At 40.9% G+C, this 21,736-nt stretch carries 20 protein-coding genes, 1 tRNA gene and 2 rRNA genes; 21 read left to right on the forward strand and 2 right to left on the reverse strand.

Features of this window, described 5'->3' with window-relative positions:
• The 7 genes from AACV00_RS13200 to AACV00_RS13230 form a co-directional block, all read left to right on the forward strand.
• Nucleotides 1-1,161: ribosomal RNA gene (locus AACV00_RS13200) — 23S ribosomal RNA — on the forward strand; the annotation flags it as partial.
• A gap of 113 nt (nt 1,162-1,274) precedes the next feature.
• A 5S ribosomal RNA gene (gene rrf, locus AACV00_RS13205) occupies nt 1,275-1,390 on the forward strand.
• Nucleotides 1,391-1,441: 51 nt separating this feature from the next.
• Nucleotides 1,442-1,518: transfer RNA gene (locus AACV00_RS13210), tRNA-Asp, on the forward strand.
• A gap of 227 nt (nt 1,519-1,745) precedes the next feature.
• On the forward strand, nt 1,746-2,531 hold the full coding sequence (locus tag AACV00_RS13215) for an endonuclease/exonuclease/phosphatase family protein (RefSeq protein WP_004244368.1): 786 nt from the start codon (nt 1,746-1,748) through the stop codon (nt 2,529-2,531).
• Between the two features lie 185 nt (nt 2,532-2,716).
• Nucleotides 2,717-3,910 (forward strand): NAD(P)/FAD-dependent oxidoreductase, encoded by a 1,194-nt coding sequence (locus AACV00_RS13220; RefSeq protein ID WP_004250259.1) that lies wholly within the window; start codon nt 2,717-2,719, stop codon nt 3,908-3,910.
• Between the two features lie 12 nt (nt 3,911-3,922).
• Nucleotides 3,923-4,321, forward strand: a complete 399-nt coding sequence (locus AACV00_RS13225; RefSeq protein WP_004248702.1) for a hypothetical protein — start codon at nt 3,923-3,925, stop codon at nt 4,319-4,321.
• A gap of 19 nt (nt 4,322-4,340) precedes the next feature.
• Nucleotides 4,341-5,522 (forward strand): methionine gamma-lyase, encoded by a 1,182-nt coding sequence (locus AACV00_RS13230; RefSeq protein WP_004244365.1) that lies wholly within the window; start codon nt 4,341-4,343, stop codon nt 5,520-5,522.
• 77 nt (nt 5,523-5,599) lie between these two features.
• Here the strand turns inward: AACV00_RS13230 and AACV00_RS13235 are convergent, their stop codons facing one another.
• Nucleotides 5,600-6,967, reverse strand: a complete 1,368-nt coding sequence (locus AACV00_RS13235) for an amino acid permease (RefSeq protein ID WP_004248701.1) — start codon at nt 6,965-6,967, stop codon at nt 5,600-5,602.
• Between the two features lie 168 nt (nt 6,968-7,135).
• Here AACV00_RS13235 and queE point away from each other — a divergent pair, with 168 nt between their 5' ends.
• The gene (queE, locus tag AACV00_RS13240) at nt 7,136-7,807 is read left to right on the forward strand and encodes a 7-carboxy-7-deazaguanine synthase QueE (protein WP_004248700.1); all 672 of its coding nucleotides are present in this window, start codon (nt 7,136-7,138) and stop codon (nt 7,805-7,807) included.
• A gap of 59 nt (nt 7,808-7,866) precedes the next feature.
• On the opposite strand, the gene queD is transcribed toward queE, so the two are convergent.
• Nucleotides 7,867-8,232: a 6-carboxytetrahydropterin synthase QueD gene (gene queD / locus AACV00_RS13245; RefSeq protein WP_168713146.1), complete on the reverse strand. Its 366-nt coding sequence runs from the start codon at nt 8,230-8,232 to the stop codon at nt 7,867-7,869.
• Between the two features lie 294 nt (nt 8,233-8,526).
• Here queD and cysJ point away from each other — a divergent pair, with 294 nt between their 5' ends.
• The 13 genes from cysJ (at nt 8,527) to AACV00_RS13310 (ending at nt 21,712) form a co-directional block, all read left to right on the forward strand.
• A complete protein-coding gene (gene cysJ / locus AACV00_RS13250) occupies nt 8,527-10,341 on the forward strand; it encodes an NADPH-dependent assimilatory sulfite reductase flavoprotein subunit (RefSeq protein ID WP_161680359.1) in 1,815 nt (604 codons plus the stop codon).
• Between the two features lies 1 nt (nt 10,342).
• A complete protein-coding gene (gene cysI, locus AACV00_RS13255) occupies nt 10,343-12,073 on the forward strand; it encodes an assimilatory sulfite reductase (NADPH) hemoprotein subunit (protein WP_202608927.1) in 1,731 nt (576 codons plus the stop codon).
• Nucleotides 12,070-12,801 (forward strand): phosphoadenylyl-sulfate reductase, encoded by a 732-nt coding sequence (locus AACV00_RS13260; RefSeq protein ID WP_012368298.1) that lies wholly within the window; start codon nt 12,070-12,072, stop codon nt 12,799-12,801. The genes cysI and AACV00_RS13260 overlap by 4 nt, the downstream gene beginning before the upstream one ends.
• 220 nt (nt 12,802-13,021) lie before the next feature.
• The gene (cysG, locus tag AACV00_RS13265) at nt 13,022-14,443 is read left to right on the forward strand and encodes a siroheme synthase CysG (RefSeq protein ID WP_004248695.1); all 1,422 of its coding nucleotides are present in this window, start codon (nt 13,022-13,024) and stop codon (nt 14,441-14,443) included.
• A gap of 11 nt (nt 14,444-14,454) precedes the next feature.
• Nucleotides 14,455-15,363, forward strand: coding sequence for a sulfate adenylyltransferase subunit CysD (gene cysD / locus AACV00_RS13270; protein WP_004244356.1), 909 nt, complete (start codon nt 14,455-14,457; stop codon nt 15,361-15,363).
• A gap of 11 nt (nt 15,364-15,374) precedes the next feature.
• A complete protein-coding gene (gene cysN / locus AACV00_RS13275; RefSeq protein ID WP_036900301.1) occupies nt 15,375-16,832 on the forward strand; it encodes a sulfate adenylyltransferase subunit CysN in 1,458 nt (485 codons plus the stop codon).
• Nucleotides 16,832-17,446 (forward strand): adenylyl-sulfate kinase, encoded by a 615-nt coding sequence (gene cysC / locus AACV00_RS13280; RefSeq protein WP_004248692.1) that lies wholly within the window; start codon nt 16,832-16,834, stop codon nt 17,444-17,446. The genes cysN and cysC overlap by 1 nt, the downstream gene beginning before the upstream one ends.
• 291 nt (nt 17,447-17,737) lie before the next feature.
• Nucleotides 17,738-18,028, forward strand: coding sequence for a cell division protein FtsB (gene ftsB / locus AACV00_RS13285; RefSeq protein WP_026090399.1), 291 nt, complete (start codon nt 17,738-17,740; stop codon nt 18,026-18,028).
• Nucleotides 18,029-18,067: 39 nt separating this feature from the next.
• Nucleotides 18,068-18,814: a 2-C-methyl-D-erythritol 4-phosphate cytidylyltransferase gene (ispD, locus tag AACV00_RS13290; protein ID WP_004244352.1), complete on the forward strand. Its 747-nt coding sequence runs from the start codon at nt 18,068-18,070 to the stop codon at nt 18,812-18,814.
• A 1-nt stretch (nt 18,815) separates the two neighbouring features.
• On the forward strand, nt 18,816-19,298 hold the full coding sequence (ispF, locus tag AACV00_RS13295; protein WP_004248690.1) for a 2-C-methyl-D-erythritol 2,4-cyclodiphosphate synthase: 483 nt from the start codon (nt 18,816-18,818) through the stop codon (nt 19,296-19,298).
• Nucleotides 19,298-20,350: a tRNA pseudouridine(13) synthase TruD gene (gene truD / locus AACV00_RS13300; RefSeq protein ID WP_124725178.1), complete on the forward strand. Its 1,053-nt coding sequence runs from the start codon at nt 19,298-19,300 to the stop codon at nt 20,348-20,350. The genes ispF and truD overlap by 1 nt, the downstream gene beginning before the upstream one ends.
• Nucleotides 20,328-21,092: a 5'/3'-nucleotidase SurE gene (gene surE, locus AACV00_RS13305; RefSeq protein ID WP_004244347.1), complete on the forward strand. Its 765-nt coding sequence runs from the start codon at nt 20,328-20,330 to the stop codon at nt 21,090-21,092. Before truD ends, surE begins: the two co-directional genes overlap by 23 nt.
• On the forward strand, nt 21,086-21,712 hold the full coding sequence (locus AACV00_RS13310; protein WP_004244345.1) for a protein-L-isoaspartate(D-aspartate) O-methyltransferase: 627 nt from the start codon (nt 21,086-21,088) through the stop codon (nt 21,710-21,712). Before surE ends, AACV00_RS13310 begins: the two co-directional genes overlap by 7 nt.
• Nucleotides 21,713-21,736: the final 24 nt, after the last annotated feature.

Below are 21,736 nucleotides of genomic sequence, written 5' to 3' on the forward strand. Positions count from 1 at the left end.
AAGCCAGTCGAAGATACCAGCTGGCTGCAACTGTTTATTAAAAACACAGCACTGTGCAAACACGAAAGTGGACGTATACGGTGTGACGCCTGCCCGGTGCTGGAAGGTTAATTGATGGGGTTAGCGCAAGCGAAGCTCCTGATCGAAGCCCCAGTAAACGGCGGCCGTAACTATAACGGTCCTAAGGTAGCGAAATTCCTTGTCGGGTAAGTTCCGACCTGCACGAATGGCGTAATGATGGCCAGGCTGTCTCCACCCGAGACTCAGTGAAATTGAACTCGCTGTGAAGATGCAGTGTACCCGCGGCAAGACGGAAAGACCCCGTGAACCTTTACTATAGCTTGACACTGAACATTGAGCCTTGATGTGTAGGATAGGTGGGAGGCTTTGAAGTGTGGACGCCAGTCTGCATGGAGCCAACCTTGAAATACCACCCTTTAACGTTTGATGTTCTAACCTAGGCCCATAAACTGGGTCGGGGACCGTGTCTGGTGGGTAGTTTGACTGGGGCGGTCTCCTCCTAAAGAGTAACGGAGGAGCACGAAGGTTGGCTAAGCATGGTCGGACATCATGCGGTTAGTGCAAAGGCATAAGCCAGCTTGACTGCGAGAGTGACGGCTCGAGCAGGTACGAAAGTAGGTCTTAGTGATCCGGTGGTTCTGAATGGAAGGGCCATCGCTCAACGGATAAAAGGTACTCCGGGGATAACAGGCTGATACCGCCCAAGAGTTCATATCGACGGCGGTGTTTGGCACCTCGATGTCGGCTCATCACATCCTGGGGCTGAAGTAGGTCCCAAGGGTATGGCTGTTCGCCATTTAAAGTGGTACGCGAGCTGGGTTTAGAACGTCGTGAGACAGTTCGGTCCCTATCTGCCGTGGGCGTTGGAAGATTGAGAGGGGTTGCTCCTAGTACGAGAGGACCGGAGTGAACGCACCACTGGTGTTCGGGTTGTCATGCCAATGGCATTGCCCGGTAGCTAAGTGCGGAAGAGATAACCGCTGAAAGCATCTAAGCGGGAAACTTGCCTCGAGATGAGTCTTCCCTGTCGCTTTAAGCGACCTAAAGGAACGTTTAAGACTAAGACGTTGATAGGCTGGGTGTGTAAGCGTAGCGATACGTTGAGCTAACCAGTACTAATGAACCGTGAGGCTTAACCTGACAACACCGAAAGTGTTTTGTCAGAGAGACGAAACGATAAAGTCAGCTTGTTCAAGATTGAATTACTGGCGACTTACCGAAAGGAAGGAAGCGAGTGATTAAAACCGAATTTGCTTGGCGGCCATAGCGCGGTGGTCCCACCTGATCCCATGCCGAACTCAGAAGTGAAACGCCGTAGCGCCGATGGTAGTGTGGGGTCTCCCCATGTGAGAGTAGGGAACTGCCAAGCATTAAATTAAAGCCTTAATGTAAAAAGACATTAAGTGCGTAAAGAATAAGCGGAGCGGTAGTTCAGTTGGTTAGAATACCTGCCTGTCACGCAGGGGGTCGCGGGTTCGAGTCCCGTCCGTTCCGCCAACACATAAGAAAACCTAAGTCTAATGACTTAGGTTTTTTTTTGTTTAAAATTTAAAGTTGTCTACATTACCAGTGCTTATTTCATAATAATTCACCATTAAAGCTATTTTTTACAAAAATAGTTACACTTATTTATCATTATATTCTTTAAAAGGGTGAGGGGAGATCCCAGCTTTGGTATACTAGATAGGTAGCAAGAGATCCTATTGGTTATCTGAGGTTGCTTAATGGCGAAAAAACCGACTTATTCAGTACGTTTTGTAGCAGGTCAACCTGTAGAAAGGATTGAACCTAGTCTACCTTTAGGCCAAATAGAAGAGATGCTACCGATTGGGATGCCACTATATACAGAAGGCACTTTAAAAATTGCTGTTTGGAATATTTACAAACAGCAACGGGTCAATTGGCGTAGTATGCTGGAAACGCTTGCCACCGATACTCAACTATTACTTTTACAAGAAGCGCAAACAACACCTGAATTAGTTCGTTTTGCGGGTAAAAACCATTTAATTGCTGATCAAGTTCCTGCTTTAGCCTTTCAACAGCACCCTGCGGGTGTTATGACCTTATCAAGTTCTCATCCTATCTATTGTTGCCCATTAAGAGAAAAAGAGCCTTTTTTAAGGCTTGCTAAATCTGCATTAATTACGGTTTATCCACTTATTACTGGTGAGCATTTAATGGTGATAAATGTACACGCGATCAATTTTAGTTTCGGTGTTGATGTTTATCAAAGACAATTAAACAGCTTATCGACTCATATCATCGATCATAAAGGGCCTGTTATTTTGGCGGGGGATTTTAACGCCTGGAGTCGTCCAAGAGTTAATGTGTTAAAGCGTTTTGCTAGAAGATTAAAACTTAAAGAAGTGATCTTTGAAAAGGATTTACGCACTCGCGCTTTTGGTAAGCCACTTGATTATATATTTTATCGTGGATTATCACTAAATAAAGCGGAAATCTTAATCACAGATGCATCTGATCATAATCCTTTGGTGGCGACATTTTCTTAACTCGTGATGATAACATTCGTTAATATTAAAATATAAATATTTTAATATAATATGATTGTATTTATTATTGATTAGTATTATTACTCTATATTTAATTTATCTATCTATTTAATCTATTTGTTATATTAACGCGCTTTACTATACTTTTTTTGTCTATCTAATTCCCTACAAATATAGGAAATAATATGGCAACAAAAAATATAGTTATTATTGGCGGTGGTACGGGGGGTACTATTCTCGCTAATATCTTAGCTAAAAAATTAAATGATGAAATATTTTCAAAAAAAATAAAAATTACGCTTATTTCAGATAATCCATACCATTATTACAAACCTGCATTTATGTATATTGCATTTAACCTTTTCTTAAAAGAAGAGTTAATGCGATCACAAAGAAGTTTATTAAGACCAGAAATTGAATTTGTTATAGATAAAGCTGAAAGTTTCGATTTTAATAATAAAACAGTTTATTGTTGTTCTAAGAAAAAATATCACTATGATTTTCTCGTATTAGCCACAGGATGTGTTCCTCGTCTTGATAGAATTGAAGGTTTAGCTGAAGCTGGAAATCATTTTTATCAATATGAAGCTGCACGAAAATTAGCAGATAAAATTGCTACCATTGAAAAAGGGCGTGTATTTATCACGGTAACTTTCCCTGAAACGCCAAATGTACCTCACCAATGTGGTATTGCACCAATGGAAACAACCTTGATGCTGGATGAATTTTTACGTCAGCGACGGGTAAGAAGTAATATAGAAATTGTTTATACCTATCCTACCGTAGCTCAACTATTAAGAAATTGTCTTTTTATGCAGCAAGAAGTTTGTGAAGTACTTCCTGCGGTCTTTTCTGAACGAGATATCAAAGCAAAGCGTGGTTTTACATTAAGTCATGTTGATCCTGATAAGAAAATCGCCTATTCGAAAGAAGGAGAAGCAGAGCCTTTTGATATCTTAATGAGCACACCTCCTATAACAGCGGTAGAAGCCATTCGTAATACAGGATTAAGTGAATATAACAATGGTGAAGGCTGGCTACCGACCGACCCTGAAACATTACAGGTATATGGGTTAAATCAAGTTTATGTGTTAGGTGATACGGTTGATTTGCCTATTAGTAAGGCCGGTGGTAGCTGTCATAACCAAGCGGGTGTTATAGCTAATAATATTTGTGGTGAACTGCGTTATGGTTATCCGGCTGCAATTTATGATGGTCGAGTACAAGCTGTTGCCCAAATGGGATTATCAGCGGGTATGCCATTACAGTATGACTATAAACATGATGTTATTCCAACACCTCCAACAAAACTCGGTGGCATGTTACGTAACGGTTATAACCGGGGCTTATATTGGGCAACGGTCAGAGGATTATTGTAGGGGAATAAAATAATGAGTGAAAATAATTTAAGCCCAAATGAAAAACCGTTGTTATCTAATGAAGATAAAATTCATTTAGAACATTTACTAGAAAAAATAAGGCCTTTATTAGCATTAAAGCGCCTAGACAATATTGTTGATTTATTATCTTTAGCCTCAGATACCGTCGATATTATGGATAACGCAACGGTAGAAAAATTGGCGGTTGCTTTTGAAGAAACATTAATTCCGGTTTGGGAATTAACTACGGCCTTTAATATGGCTAAAAAAGAATCTCTTTATCAGGATAAAAAATATACCTTAGGTGCGACTTTTTCATTATTAAAAAATCCTGACACCTTAAAAGGATTAACTATTGTATTAAGGACATTACAAATTATTGGGGAAAATAATCAGAAAATAGAAGTTTAATTAATGTCAAGGAGATATAATGACGCAAAGTAATAAGTGTTTTAATACTCAAGCAATACATTATGGCTACTCTCCGTTAGATTATCAGGGGGCATTAGTGCCTCCTGTTTTTCAAACGTCCACTTTTGCATTTCCCACGGCTCAATATGGTGCTGATTGTTTTGCTGGGAAAGAAAAAGGGCATTTTTATACTCGTATATCTAACCCTACATTGGATTTATTAGAAAAACGATTAGCTCAGTTAGAGCAAGGAGACGCTTCTGTTGTTTTTTCTTCCGGTATGGGAGCTATCACTTCAACATGTTGGTCATTATTGCAGCCAGGAGATGAACTCATTGCTGATATGACCGTTTATGGTTGTACTTTTACTTTCTTTAATCATGGGCTGGCTAAATTTGGTATCACTATCAAACATGTTGATTTAACCGATCCTGAAAAATTAGCCGAAGCAATTACAGATAGAACAAAGCTTATTTTCTTTGAAACACCGGCTAATCCTAATATGCGGGTTAGTGATATTGAAAAGATCGCTAATATTGCGCATCAACATGATGTTTTAGTCATGGTTGATAGTACTTACTGTTCGCCTTATTTACAAAAGCCACTAACCTTAGGCGCGGATATTGTCGTACATTCTATGACTAAATATTTATCAGGTCATGGTGATGTGATGGCGGGCGCAATTATCACTAATTATCAATTAGCAGATAAAATTCGCGTTGAGGGCTTAAAAGATATGACGGGGGCTTGTTTATCACCTCATGATGCAGCACTCGTCTTAAGAGGGATAAAAACGCTTAGCATTAGAATGGAAAAAATTTGCCAGAATGCGCAGCGTATTGCGCAATTTCTTGAAAATCATCCTAAGGTGGCAACGATTTCATATCCCGGATTAAATTCTTTTCCTCAATATGAACTAGCCAAAAAGCAGATGGCGTTACCTGGTGGCATGATAAGTATGGAGTTGAATGGTGGAATAAAAGCTGGCAGAGAATTTCTTAATCGCTTAATGCTTTTTACTCGAGCAGTGAGTTTAGGTGACTGTGAATCATTGGCTCAGCATCCTGCGACTATGACTCATGCGACATACAGTGCACAAGAGCGTCAACGCCATGGTATTAGTGATGGATTAATTCGTTTATCAATCGGTCTTGAAGACGTTGATGATTTAATTGCTGATTTAACCCAAGCGCTAGCCTAATTGTATTGAGCGTAGATAATGGATAAAGAAAAGGCTGTGAATGACTCACAGCCTTTATTTTTCTTGATAACAGTAGATTATTTCTGCGTTATTCTTGGTTTGATACCAATATAGTAACCAACAGTTAAAATAGCCACCCATACTAACCCAACGATTAATGCCATTCGGGTTGATTCAAAGTAGCCTAAAATTGCTATCACAAATGCCATAAAAATAATGGTAATGGCGGGTGCTATTGGCCAAAATGGTACAGGGAATTTTAGTTTTTTCGCCTCTTCAGCACTCATTTGGCGACGCATAGCCACTTGAGAAAGTAAGATCATCAACCAGACCCATACAGTGGCAAATGTCGCGATAGAGGCAATAAGTACGAAGATTTTTTCTGGAATAAGATAGTTAAGCACAACCCCTAATAATAGCACTACTGACATCACTAATACGGTCATCCAAGGTACACCGTTACGCGTCAGTTTCATAAAGGATTTAGGTGCTTGCCCTTCTTGTGCCATGCCGTACATCATGCGACCAGCACCGAAAATATCACTGTTTATCGCAGAGATAGCGGCGGTGATCACCACAAGATTAAGAATGTTAGCGGCTGAATTGATACCCAGATTGGAAAAAATTTGTACAAATGGACTACCGTTATGGCCAATTTGTTGCCATGGGAAGATGCACATTAAAATAAAAATGGTCAGTACATAGAATAGTAAGATACGAAATGGCACCGCATTGATAGCTTTAGGGATCGTTTTTTCTGGATCTTTAGCTTCACTGGCGGTAATACCAATAACCTCAATACCACCAAAGGCAAACATCACAATGGCGAGTGAGGCAATAATGCCTTCTATACCATTTGGCATAAAGCCGCCAAACTCCCATAGGTTAGAAATACCAATTGGATGTTCTGTTTGCTGACCAAAGCCGTAGATCATTATGGCAACACCACCGATAATCATGGCAATAATCGCAGTCACTTTAACGATAGAGAGCCAAAATTCCATTTCACCAAATATCTTCACATGACATAAATTTAAGGCACCAATAAAACAGACTATGCCTAATACCCATATCCATTGGTCGACATCGGGAAACCAAAGTTTCATATAAAAACCAAATGCGGTGACGTCTGCAAGACAAACGATAAGCATTTCAAAAACGTAGTTCCAGCCAGTTAAAAATCCGGCTAATGGTCCCATATAATGGCTAGCATATTGTGAAAAAGAACCCGCCACTGGATGATGGACCGCCATTTCCCCTAATGCGCGCATAACCATAAATACTGCGGCACCACCAATAAGATAAGCAAGAAGTACAGCGGGGCCTGCTTTTTCAATCGCCGCGGCTGAACCATAAAAAAGCCCTGTCCCAATAGCAGAGCCTAGCGCCATGAAACGAATATGCCGCCCTGATAGTCCTCGTGAAAGTTTATTCTCTTTTTGCATCTAAAGTGTTTCCCATCTCTGTCCAACCGAAAAATCGGCTCTCTTTTTTTCAGTGTCTTTTCGCACGTTAGCTATCCAAAACAAAGCATGTACCTTATCATAAAGCCTCTTACGGTGAGACAGTTATCTGTAATAATCATCAGCATTCATTGGATATCAGAGTTTCTTATGCAATACCCCATTAATGAAGTGTTTCAAACCTTGCAAGGTGAAGGTGTTTTTACTGGCGTTCCTGCGCTTTTTGTTCGATTACAGGGATGCCCTGTAGGATGTAGTTGGTGTGATACCAAACATACTTGGGAAAAAGAAGAGAGCAAGAAAGTCCCTCTTGGAGATATTCCCATTAAAACACAAGAAAGTGATACTTGGGGTATAGCCACTGTCGAAGATATTTTATCACTTTTCCGGCAACAACGTTATAGCGCAAAGCATGTGGTGATAACGGGAGGTGAACCTTGCCTTTATGACTTACGGCCGTTGACGGAAGGCTTAGAAAAAGCAGGTTTTGATTGCCAAATAGAAACCAGTGGCACGCATGACATCCTCTGTAGTGAAGCAACATGGGTAACACTTTCGCCGAAAGTTGGTATGCGAGGTGGATTGAGTGTTTTATCTAGTGCGATTAATCGTGCCAATGAAATTAAACACCCTGTTGCTCGTGAAAAAGATATCGAAGCACTGGATGATTTACTGCGATTAAGAACTCAACAACCTATGGCGATCGTTGCCTTACAACCAATCAGTTGTAAAGAGAGTGCAACAGCGTTATGTATTAAAACCTGTATTGAGCGTAATTGGCGTTTTTCAATGCAAACACATAAATATTTAAATATCGCCTAGTGTGTCATTTATCGTTAAAAAAAATCAGCCTATGAGTGGCTGATTTTTTTAGGTGAAAATTACTCACCACGATAAATACATCCTGCGGTACATGTCTCTTTAACCATCACGGCGGATAACAGGGGGAGTGATGGTTTAACTTGTTGCCAAATCCATTTTGCCAGTACTTCGCTGGTTGGATTTTCTAAACCTTCAATGTCATTAAGATAATAGTGGTCGAGCCTATCAAGAGTCGGTTTAAATGCGGCTTTCACATCAGCAAAATCAATTAGCCAACCTGACTGCGCATCTACTTCACCAGTGATTTCTAATCTCACTAAAAATGAATGCCCATGTAAACGTCCACATTTATGGCCTTTGGGAACATGGGGTAAGTGGTGCGCAGCTTCAAACTGAAAATCTTTAAAGATGGTGGTTATCATCAAAACTCTCTTGACTTAAATAGTAAAAAAATACAGATAAAACGGTGTCTATTTAGTGTATCTGATTTAGTGTGTTACGCCTAATCGCTTAACCTTAGCGACTTATTATATTCTTTTTCGTTTATTCATTATATCGATAAAGGAAATCGGTAAATAAATTTAGTCTTTAAGGTTATTAGATAGAGCAAACCAGTCTTTAAGTCGTGCTCTGATCGTGCGATACCCTCTTATTCATTAAAAAAGTCCAACCACAATAACAGCACCGATGCAGTGCAATGTTTTTTTAAGGCAGGATCGATGAGCAATCAACCCCCATTATTATCAATGCTTCCATTAACACAGGAGCAATTGAATAAATTACAGGATGTGACGAAAGACTTAACTCCAGCCCAATTTGCTTGGCTTTCTGGCTATTTTTGGGGGCAATTCAATCAGCATTCATCCACTAAAGATGAACTGGTAAGTGTACAAAGTCAGGTTCCCCAACAAGAAACCATCACCGTGATATCAGCATCACAAACTGGCAATGCACGTCGTTTAGCTGAACAATTACGCGATAAATTGGTTGGTAATCAACTTAATGTTGAGCTCTATAGTGCGAGTGAATATAAATTTAAGCAGATCCACAAAACGACAACCTTAATTATTATTACCTCAACACAGGGGGAAGGTGAACCTCCTGAAGAAGCCATCGCATTTTATAAATATTTGCACTCTAAAAAAGCCGCGCCAATGAAGCAAACGGCTTATGCTGTACTGAGTCTCGGCGATAGTAGCTATGAACATTTTTGCCAAGCAGGTAAAGATTTTGATCATCAACTGGCGCAACTTGGCGCGACCAGTCTATTAGAAAGATTAGATGCAGATGTTGATTATCAAGCTGACGCTGATAAATGGATAACTCAGCTGACTGATATTTTAAAAATACGTGTACCTGAGCAAAACACTCAAGTATTGCAACAAACACAATCAGGAACAACCGACAGTGTCGATACCGCACGCTACCATCGTGATGCACCTTTTAGTGCCACTTTATTAACTAATCAGAAGATCACCGGTCGACATTCAGATAAAGATATCCGTCATATTGAAATCAGTCTAGCAGGCTCTGAATTGCAATATCTTCCCGGAGATGCACTAGGAGTATGGTTTAAGAATTCGGAAGAAAAAGTGGATGAGCTTATTACCCTATTATGGTTAACGGGGGATGAGCAGGTAAATGTTAAATCACAAACATTAACGTTAAAAGAAGCATTATTGCATCATGTTGAATTAACTCAAAATAGTGCACCAATTATTAAAGCGTATGCCCAATTATCCCGCCACGAAGAGTTATTATCGCTGGTGGTTGATAAAAGCAAACTTCAGCAATATGCGCAAACCTACCCAATTAATGAAATGGTACGTCAATATAGTGCGCAACCTAATGCTCAAGAGTTTATTGATATATTGCGCCCATTAACTCCACGTCTTTACTCCATCGCTTCATCACAACAAGAAGTTGATGATGAAGTTCATCTTACCTTAGGTGTTGTTCGTTATAACGTCGATCAGCGTGCTTATACAGGAGGTGCCTCAGGGTTCTTAGCTGATCAACTTCAAGAAGGCGATACAGTAAACGTTTTTATTGAACGTAATGATCATTTTCGTTTACCTGAAGATAATCAAGTCCCTGTGATTATGATTGGCCCGGGGACGGGGATTGCGCCTTTTAGAGGGTTTATGCAACAACGTGAAAGTGAAGGTGCGACGGGGAAAAACTGGCTCTTTTTTGGCAATCCTCACTTTGTAGAAGATTTCCTTTATCAAGTGGAATGGCAACGTTATGTCAAAAGCGGGTTGTTAACACGTATTGATTTAGCATGGTCGCGTGATCAAGCCGATAAAATTTATGTGCAAGATAAATTACGGGAGCAAGGTCAGGAAATTTGGCAATGGTTACAGCAAGGTGCTTATCTCTACGTTTGTGGTGATGCATCAAGAATGGCTAAAGATGTTGAACAAACATTGTTAGAAATAGTAATGACCCATGGCAATAAAAATATTGAACAAGCAGATGATTATTTAAGTGAGCTACGTTTAGCACGTCGTTATCAGAGGGATGTTTATTAAAATGAAATCACAAACTCAAGCGCCCTTAGTGGTTGAAGGAAAACTATCTGATAGTGAACGTATGAAAAAAGAGAGTAATTTCTTACGAGGCACTATTAGTGATGATCTACAAAATGGTCTAACCGGTGGTTTTGAGGGCGATAATTTTTTATTAATTCGTTTTCACGGTATGTACCAACAAGATGATAGAGATATTCGTGCCGAGCGTGCCCAACAGCTACTAGAGCCTCGTCATGCCATGATGTTACGTTGTCGTTTACCGGGCGGTGTCATCACACCAAAGCAGTGGCTAAGTATCGATAAGTTTGCTAGTGAAAATACGCTCTATGGCAGTATTCGTATTACTAATCGTCAAACTTTTCAATTTCATGGCATTTTAAAAGGCCATGTTAAACCGGCTCACCAAATGCTAGCGTCAACAGGCCTTGATGCTCTTGCAACCGCCAATGATGTTAATCGAAATGTGCTATGTACCTCAAACCCTGAACAATCTTCATTGCATCAAGAAGCTTATGAATGGGCCAAAAAACTATCCGAGCATTTATTGCCACGCACCCATGCCTATGCAGAAATTTGGTTAGATAAAGAGAAAGTGGCGACAACGGATGAGGAGCCTATTTTAGGTGAAACCTATTTACCTCGGAAATTTAAAACATCGGTGGTGATCCCCCCTTATAACGATGTTGACTTGCATGCCAATGACATGAATTTTATTGCCATCGCAGAAAATGGGCATTTGGTTGGTTTTAATGTGCTAGTCGGTGGCGGCCTTGCGATGACCCATGGTGATAAAAAAACCTTTCCGCGTTTAGCTAGTGAATTTGGTTATATTCCTATTGATAAAACATTAGCAGTCGCTGAAGCGATTGTGACGACGCAACGAGATTGGGGCAATCGTACTGAACGTAAAAATGCCAAAACCAAATACACCTTAGAGCGTGTTGGTATTGAAACATTTAAACAGGAAGTTGAACGTCGCTCAGGCGTTATGTTTGATATGATCCGACCGTATCAATTTACTCACCGTGGTGATCAAATTGGTTGGTTAAAAGGGGTTGATAACAAATGGTATCTAACCTTATTTATTGAAAGTGGTCGATTAATCGATAAACCTAATGCGCCGTTAAAAACGGGGGTTGCTGAAATTGCCAAAGTGCATCTTGGTGACTTTCGTTTAACAGCTAATCAAAATTTGATTGTTGCTGGTGTACCAGAGGCACAGAAAGAGCAGATTGAGGAGATAGCGCGTCAATATGGTTTAATTAATGATGAGGTTACACCGCTGCGTAAACATGCCATGGCGTGTGTTTCATTTCCAACTTGCCCATTAGCCATGGCAGAAGCGGAGCGTTTCCTTCCCGCATTTACCGATACCCTTGATAATATCATGGCTAAATACGGAGTCAGTGATGAGCATATTGTTGTACGTGTAACAGGGTGTCCTAACGGTTGTGGTCGTGCGATGTTGGCGGAAGTCGGACTGGTGGGTAAAGCCCCCGATCGCTATAACTTACATCTAGGAGGAAACCGCATGGGGACTCGCATTCCTAGAATGTATCGTGAAAATATTTCATCACAAGAAATCATTGAAATTCTTGATACTTTAATTGGTCAGTGGGCTATTTCACGTGAATTAAATGAAGGTTTTGGTGATTTTCTTATTCGCACTGATGTTATCAAACCCGTTGTTAATTCAGCCATTGATTTTTATGAAGTGCAGGAGGTGATATGAGTCGATTATCACTTTCTCAGTTGGTGTTGCTATCGATTGAAGAGCAGCGACTGGCGCTTGATGAAATCAACCAACAATTAGAGCAAAAAACGGCGATAGAGCGGGTGATTTGGGCTTTAGAACATCTACCTAACCAGTTTGTTTTAAGCTCAAGCTTTGGTATTCAAGCGGCAGTTTGTTTGCATTTGCTCACCAGACAATATCCCGATATACCTGTAATTTTGACAGACACAGGTTATCTCTTTCCCGAAACATATCAATTTATTGATGAATTAACCTCTTCACTACAACTTAATTTAAAAGTATATCGCGCTGAAATATCTTCATCTTGGCAAGAAGCACGCTACGGCAAACTTTGGTTGCAAGGGATTGAAGGTATCGAACGTTATAACCAAATAAATAAAGTTGCGCCAATGGAAAAGGCATTAAAGGAGTTACAGGCGAAGACATGGTTTGCAGGGCTACGACGCCAGCAATCAAAAAGTCGAGAGCATTTACCTGTTTTATCCATAGCGAAAGGTATTTTTAAGTTACTACCGATAGTCGATTGGGATAATAAACAAATTTATCAATATCTTAAACAGCATAATTTACCTTACCATCCATTATGGGAACAAGGTTATCTGTCTGTGGGTGATACGCATACGACACGCAAATGGCAAGAGGGAATGAGTGAAGAAGAGACGCGATTCTTTGGCTTAAAACGTGAGTGTGGATTACACGAATAATATTATTATTCATTATTAATATCGCTATTTATTTTGAGTGGGCAATAGAGTCATCTGTTGCCCTCTTTGCCGTGAGTAAAATAATAACCATTTGAAATTATTATATTTTTGCTTATTCCTTTCTGTTCCATCACATAGCTTTTTGTCATTTCATAACCCCGAATGCACCTTTTATAGTCGTTATTCATATAAGTAAACAATAAAAATGTGAGATACGCGTATGGATTACCTACCCTTATTTGTGGAATTAAAACAGCGCCCAGTATTACTGGTTGGCGGTGGGCATGTCGCTGCGCGTAAAGCCGTACTGTTATTAAAAGCGGGCGCTCGGTTACGTGTTATCGCGCCACAGTTATGTGATGAATTGCATCTTGCTTATCAGCAAAATCAAATTGAGTGGATTGCTGGGCAATATCAGGCAGAGCATTTACTTGGCATGATGTTGGTGATCGTGGCAACAGACGATAAGGTATTAAATCAACAAGTGTATCTAGATGCGCAAGCACGCCACATTTTTGTCAATGTCGTCGACTCTCAACCCCAATGCTCTTTTATCTTTCCTGCCATTATCGATAGAAATCCGATATTAATTGCCATTTCATCAGCGGGCAAAGCCCCTGTTTTAGTTCGTATGATACGGGAAAAGCTAGAGGCATTATTGCCTACCTCATTAGGGACTATGGCGACTATTGCGGGGAAATGGCGCAATAAAGTGAAACAAAAACTGACTGGTTTTCAAGCACGTTGCCGCTTCTGGGAGCAAGCGTTTAGCGGCAAATTTGCCTCATTAGTGGCAAGTGGTCAATTAATACAAGCGCAAGCACAGCTCGAACAACAACTGTCTCATCCAGATAGCCCACAAGGTGAGCTTGCTTTAGTGGGAGCTGGGCCGGGTGATGCCGGGTTATTAACCTTACGAGGTTTGCAAGTTATCCAGCAGGCCGAGGTGGTACTTTATGACAGTTTAGTCAGTGCAGACATCTTAGAACTGGTACGCCGTGATGCTGATAGAATTTGTGTGGGTAAAAGAGCGGGGCAACACAGTACGTTGCAAGAAGAAATCAATCAATTGATCGTGAAATATACTCAGCTTGGTAAACGAGTTGTCAGACTAAAAGGGGGCGATCCTTTTATTTTTGGACGCGGAGGAGAAGAGCTTGAAATTGCGGTACAACATGGCATTCCTTTTCAAGTTGTTCCCGGTGTTACCGCAGCTAGTGGGGCCAGTGCTTATGCGGGTATTCCATTAACTCATCGTAACTATGCGCAAAGTGTCACTTTTATGACTGGGCATTGCCAATCAGGGGGGATAGAGCCAGATTGGCAAGCTTTAGCGCAAGCTAATCATACGTTAGCAATTTATATGGGAACGACGAAAGCAGAACTTATTAGCCAGCGTTTAATTGAGCAAGGTCGTTCACCACTCACCCCTATTGCCGTCATTAGTTGCGGTACACGCCATGATCAACAGATCTTAACGGGAAATTTAACACAATTAGCGCAATTAGCTAAGCAAGCTCCCACCCCGGCATTATTAATCGTTGGAGAAGTTGCTGCATTACATCACCAACTTGCGTGGTTTGGTGATAGACAAACTCAACATACCTCTGCCATCCACTCATCTTTGGTTCATTTTGCCTAAACGAGGTTGTTATGAATGAAACACAATTAACTCATCTTCAGCAATTAGAAGCAGAAAGCATTTATATACTGCGTGAAGTTGTCGCTGAATTTGAAAATCCCGTCATGCTTTACTCAATAGGCAAAGATTCTTCGGTGATGTTGCATCTAGCACGTAAGGCTTTTTATCCGGCGAAATTACCTTTTCCTCTTTTACATGTTGATACGGGTTGGAAATTTCGTGAGATGTATGAGTTTCGCGATAAAACGGCCAAAGAGTATGGTTTTGATCTCAAAGTTTATCGTAATCCCCAAGGGGCACAATTGGGGATCAATCCCTTTATTCATGGTAGCGCCAAGCATACAGATATCATGAAAACAGAAGGTCTTAAGCAAGCTCTGGATAAATATGGTTTTGATGCCGCATTTGGTGGGGCGCGTCGTGATGAAGAAAAATCGCGTGCTAAAGAGCGTATTTACTCATTTAGAGATAGATCTCATCGTTGGGATCCGAAAAATCAACGTCCAGAATTATGGCAAAACTACAACGGCCAAATTAATAAAGGGGAAAGTATTCGCGTTTTTCCATTATCAAATTGGACGGAGCTAGATATTTGGCAATATATCTATTTAGAAAACATCGATATTGTGCCGCTCTATTTCGCTAAACACCGTCCAGTTATTGAGCGGGATGGTACCTTGATTATGGTTGACGATGATCGAATCGACCTAAAAGCTGGAGAGGTGATCACACAACAAAAAGTACGCTTTAGAACATTAGGCTGCTGGCCATTAACGGGCGCTATTCCTTCACAAGCAGACACATTACCCGCCATTATTGAAGAGATGTTAATTTCCACCAGTAGCGAGCGACAAGGGCGTTTAATTGACAGTGATCAGTCTGCTTCAATGGAACTTAAAAAACGTCAGGGTTATTTTTAATAGGAGTCACTATGGGACTTGCAGCCATCAAAACCAACCAACTGATCGCCGGTGAAATAGCACAATCAGGTGGTGTAGAAAATTATTTAAAAACACAACAGAACAAAGGGTTATTACGTTTTTTAACCTGTGGCAATGTTGATGATGGAAAAAGCACCTTAATTGGTCGCTTACTTCATGATACGCGGCAGATCTACGAAGATCAGCTCTCCACCTTACAAAACGAAAGTAAAAAGATTGGTACTCAAGGTGAAAAATTAGATCTCGCTTTGCTGGTGGACGGTTTAGCGGCTGAACGAGAGCAAGGGATCACTATTGATGTAGCTTATCGCTATTTTTCAACAGCCAAACGAAAATTTATTATTGCAGATACGCCGGGACATGCACAATATACCCGCAATATGGCGACAGGAGCATCAACGAGTACGCTTTCTATTCTGCTGATCGATGCTCGAAAAGGGGTACAAGAGCAAACTCGCCGCCATAGTTTTATTAGCACACTCCTTGGGATCCGTCACTTAGTGGTCGCGATTAATAAAATGGATCTACTTGATTATCAACAAGAGATCTTTGAGTCGATCCAACAAGATTACCTGCACTTTGCACAACAATTACCGCGCGATCTCACTATCGAATTTGTGCCTATCTCTGCACTGGAGGGGGATAATGTGGTATCTCCTTCATTAAATATGCCTTGGTATACAGGAAAAACCCTGCTGGCATTACTTGAAGATGCGCCGGTTAAATTTAAATTAGGGGCTAAATCTCAAAGATTGCGTTTTCCTGTACAGTATGTGAATCGTCCTGATTTAGATTTTAGAGGCTACAGTGGCACAGTTTCATCAGGCTCTCTTTATCAAGGACAACAAATCAAAGTATTACCCTCAGGACAGCGTTCAACCATTAAACGTATTGTGACTTTTGATGGCGATCTGACTCAGGCGCAAGTGGGTCAAGCGATTACACTGGTGTTAGCGGATGAAATCGATATTAGTCGTGGCGACATTATTGTTGATGCTAACGATACCACTGCTAATGTTAGCAATCATGCGTTGGTGGATATCGTATGGATGTCAGAACAACCGTTAGTACAGGGACAAACCCTTGATATCAAAGTAGCGGGCAAAAAAAGTCGTGCCAAAATAGAGAATATTCACTATCAAGTTGATGTGGATAAGCTCACTCAACAAGTGACCGAAAGTTTAGCGCTAAATGCCATTGGGCATGTTGAAGTGTTATTTGAAGAGCCATTGGTGCTGGATAACTATCAACTTAATGCACAAACAGGAGGGCTTATTTTTATTGATAGATTAAGCAATGTCACGGTGGGTGCTGGTCTTATTCGAGAAATTCGCGACAACGTGCAACCCACAACTTCCCAATACGATGCATTTGAAATTGAACTCAATCAGTTGATCCGCCGCCATTTTCCGCATTGGGGCGCAAGAGACTTACTGGGAGGAAAATAGTGACGATACATCAAGATATTGTCTGGCATCCTCATCAAATAGGGTTAAAAGAGCGTGAAGCACAACAGGTACACAAAGGATGTGTACTTTGGTTTACTGGGTTATCTGGCTCAGGTAAATCAACACTGGCTGATGCGCTAGAGCAAACCTTATATCAGTACTCGACACTCCATGCGCCTATCCGCACCTATTTATTAGATGGTGATAATCTACGCCATGGTTTATGCCATGATCTTGGGTTTAGTGAACAAGATAGGCATGAAAATATTCGCCGTGTAGGGGAAGTAGCTAAACTAATGGTTGATGCCGGATTAATTGTCTTAACAGCATTTATTTCTCCTTATCAGCAAGATAGACAACAAGTAAGAGAAAGGTTTGCTCAAGGGCGATTTATTGAGATCTTTGTTGATACACCTTTAGCCCTTTGTGAAGCACGTGATCCTAAAGGCCTCTATCAAAAAGCACGACGAGGCGAGATCAAACAGTTTTCCGGCATTGATTCACCTTATGAACGACCCATTGCGCCAGAAATTCATTTAGACGGCTCACTCGCGATTAATGAGCTTACACAACAAATCCTCGCTTATTTACAGCAACAACAAATTTACCGCTAATCATATCTCTACATCATTTTCTCTTATCTGGGAAAATATGTAGGGATAGAAGGGGTTTTTTAATAAACTGATTTGGCGGCAAATACATTGTAAATACCACTTCTTTACTCACCACTCCAGTAGATAAAAACGCGCTTTTAAGCATATAACTTATACTTTATCTGAAAAATAGCGTGATTGTTTATGTTAAGGGTGGGGGGAATACGAATATTCATGTAATATATCTGCGCGCTTTTGTGGCGCAGATGGGAGAGTTGTGGGATGATTAGCCCATTCATTTTGGGGGTGGTAATGGGGAAATTAACAGTCTTACTTCTGATCTTACTTGGTTTTCTACAATATTCATTGTGGTTAGGTAAAAATGGTATTCATGATTACAACAAAGTAAGTCAAGAAGTTGAATCTGCATTAGCGCAAAACGCACAATTAAAGTCGCGTAATGATCGCTTATTTGCGGAGATTGATGACCTCAATGGCGGGCAAGAAGCGTTAGATGAGCGTGCTCGTAGTGAACTTGGCATGATAAAGCCTAATGAAAGCTTTTATCGTATTGTTAATGATAAATCCCAACCACGTCGTTAATTTGTTGAATTAATAGTGTGCCTTGATATAAATACTATAATGAATATACCAAACTCTACTTTTCCTATTGTGGCGGTTATTCCCGCTGCCGGCATAGGTAGTCGAATGCAAGCAACCTGCCCGAAGCAATACCTTAAAATTGGCAGATTGACTATCCTTGAACATACTATTAATGCGCTATTAAAACATCCACGCATTTCGCAAATTATTGTCGCAATTAACCCAGAAGATGACTATTTTTATCACCTAGCCCTTGCTAAAGATAAACGAATTATTGTCGTTAAAGGAGGGGGACAACGTGCTGATTCGGTATTATCAGGGCTTCGCTATATTACAGAACATCTTGCGCAAAATACATGGGCGCTAGTTCATGATGCGGCAAGACCTTGCCTGTCCTTTAGTGATTTGGATAATCTTATTCAACTCATTGATGATAACCATCTTGATCCTCAATTTTGTGGCGGGATCTTAGCCTCTCCTGTGCGTGATACGATGAAACGTAGTCATCAACAAGATAACCATATTGAAAAAACAGTGGCAAGAGACACGCTATGGCATGCTTTAACGCCACAATTTTTCCCAGCGGCCTTGTTAAAACAAAATCTTGAAAACGCATTGGCACAAAACGTACCCATTACTGATGAAGCATCTGCGATGGAGTTTGGTGGATATGAACCCTTATTAGTTAAAGGCCGTGCGGATAATATAAAAGTCACACAACCAGAAGACTTGGCTCTTGCAGAATTTTTCCTCTCTCGACAAATTACCAGCATAAGGAACACATAATATGAGAATTGGACACGGTTATGATGTACATAAATTTGGCGGAGAAGGCCCAATTATTATTGGTGGTGTGAGAATTCCTTATGAACAAGGTCTACTAGCCCATTCAGATGGCGATGTTGTACTACATGCGGTGACAGATGCCATTTTAGGTGCTGTTGCGATGGGCGATATTGGTACATTATTTCCTGATACAGATCCGGCTTATAAAGGTGCGGATAGCCGAGTATTATTGCGCGAAGCTTTTTCAAGAGTGATGGCTAAAGGTTACCGTATTGGTAATCTTGATGTCACTATTATTGCTCAGGCACCTAAAATGCTACCTCATACTCCACAAATGCGTGTCAATATTGCTGAAGATCTCCATTGTCATGTTGATGATATCAATGTTAAAGCGACCACTACTGAGAAATTAGGTTTTGTAGGACGCAAAGAAGGTATCGCTTGTGAAGCGGTGGTGTTATTAATCAAAGAGTCTTTATCTTAATGAGTGATTTACCAGAACTTCATTGGCTACATGGCAAACCGACAGCGACAGGGCGATTAAAATCGACACCAGAAGATTTTAAGGTCAGCGAAGATCTCGGCTTTACCTTAGATGGTGAAGGCGAACACGTGATGGTTAGAGTCAGAAAAACAGGTTGTAATACGGCTTTTGTGGCTGAAAAGTTAGCTAAATTTGCCGGTATTCATCCTCGAGATGCTAGTTATGCAGGGCTCAAAGACAGAAATGCGGTTACGGAACAATGGTTTTGTTTGCGTATGCCGGGTAAAGAGATGCCCGACTTTAGTCAATTTACTTTAGAAGGTTGCGAAATATTAACAACCACCCGCCAGCAACGTAAGCTACGAATTGGTACATTAAAAGGGAACCATTTCACCTTAGTATTACGTGATATCTCCGATGTGACATCGGTGGAAACTCGTCTAGTAGAGATACAAAAACAAGGGGTTCCTAACTATTTTGGTGTGCAACGCTTTGGTCGTAATGGCGACAATTTACGTCAAGCATGGCGTTGGGCAACCAATGAAATTCGGGTAAAAGAGCGTAGCAAACGTAGCTTTTATCTCTCAGCAGCACGTAGTGCGATGTTTAATCATCTGGTGAGCCAACGACTTGAGCGTCATATTTATACTCAAGTGCTTTGTGGTGATGCGATGCAATTGCACGGTAAAAGAAGTTGGTTTGTGGCAGAAGAAGCAGAACTTGCCCAAACACAAACACGCTATGAAGAGCATGATATACATATTACCGCTCCATTGCCGGGTAAAGGTGACTTAGGTACACAAGCTCAAGCACTGATATTTGAAACCGACAGCTTAGCTGACTACGAAGCATTATGGTCATTAGCGCAACAAGAGCGAGTTGATACCACTCGCCGTGCGATTAATTTGCTACCAGAAAATATGTCATGGCATTGGCTAGATGATACTACGGTTTCTTTATCGTTCTTTTTGCCAGCAGGAAGTTTTGCCACTAGCGTTGTCCGTGAATTGATATTATTAGGGAATATTGATGCTGAAAATATTAGTGAGTAATGACGATGGTGTTATGGCAAAAGGGATACAGACACTCGCAAAAGCCTTACGCCAGCGTTATGATGTACAAATTGTCGCACCGGATCGCAATCGTAGTGCAGCATCCAATTCATTAACTATTGATAGACCGTTACGTAAACAGCGACATGAAAATGGTGATATTGCGATAGTTGAAGGTACACCCACGGATTGTGTCTATCTCGGTGTTAATCATCTCGTCAGACCGCGTCCAGATATTGTGGTGTCTGGCATTAATCATGGCCCTAATTTAGGGGATGATGTGCTTTACTCTGGTACTGTTGCTGCCGCTACAGAGGGCCGGTTCTTAGGTTTACCTGCGATTGCGGTATCACTTGATGGCGAAACGCATTTTGACACAGCAGCCCAAGTGACTTGTGATGTTTTAGCTATGCTACAACGAGTGCCTTTAAGAGCTGGGAATATTTTAAATATTAATGTGCCTGATATTCCGTTAGCGGAGATCAAAGGTTTTCGTATAACACGTTGTGGAAGTCGTCATGCTTCACAACATGTTTATACACAAACAGATCCGAAAGGAAATACCCTTTATTGGATCGGGCCTCCTGGCGAAAAAAATGATGTGGGGCCGGATACAGATTTTGCAGCGGTTGATGCAGGTTATGTTTCCATCACACCATTACATGTTGATTCAACAGCGTATAAAGCGCTTGAGTTATTAAAAGATTGGTTAAATAAAGCAGAGGTCGAAAAAACATGTTAAGTCGGTCAATGAAAGACTTACTGACAATGTTAAAACAACACGGCATCAATGATGAGCGTCTGTTGGAAGCTATGAGCAAAGTACCCCGAGAGCTATTTATTGATGAAGCGCTCTCCCATAAGGCTTATGAAAATACGGCTTTACCTATTGGTAATGGTCAAACTATTTCACAGCCTTATATTGTTGCTAAAATGACATCACTGCTTGAATTACAAGCAACGGATTCTGTGTTAGAGATTGGCACAGGCTCTGGTTATCAAACTGCAGTATTAGCAAACTTAGTGCATCATGTCAGTTCAGTTGAACGGATAAAAATATTGCAGTGGCAGGCAAAACGACGCTTTAAACACCTTGATTTACATAATATTTCGACTCGTCATGGTGATGGTTGGGAAGGTTGGGTATCAAAAGGCCCCTTTAATGCTATTATTGTTACTGCCTGTGCAACAGAAGTACCGCAACGACTCTTGATGCAATTAGCTGATGGTGGCAGGATGATCATTCCTGTCGGTGAACAGCAGCAGATGCTTAAGTTTATTCGTCGTTTAGGTAATGATTTTCACTATCAATCTATCGAGGCTGTACGCTTTGTCCCCCTAATTGCGGGTGAGTTAGCATAACTTCCAGATAAATCTGACCATTTT

The organism is Proteus sp. G3927 (assembly GCF_963894685.1).
GTDB classification, from domain to species: domain Bacteria; phylum Pseudomonadota; class Gammaproteobacteria; order Enterobacterales; family Enterobacteriaceae; genus Proteus; species Proteus mirabilis.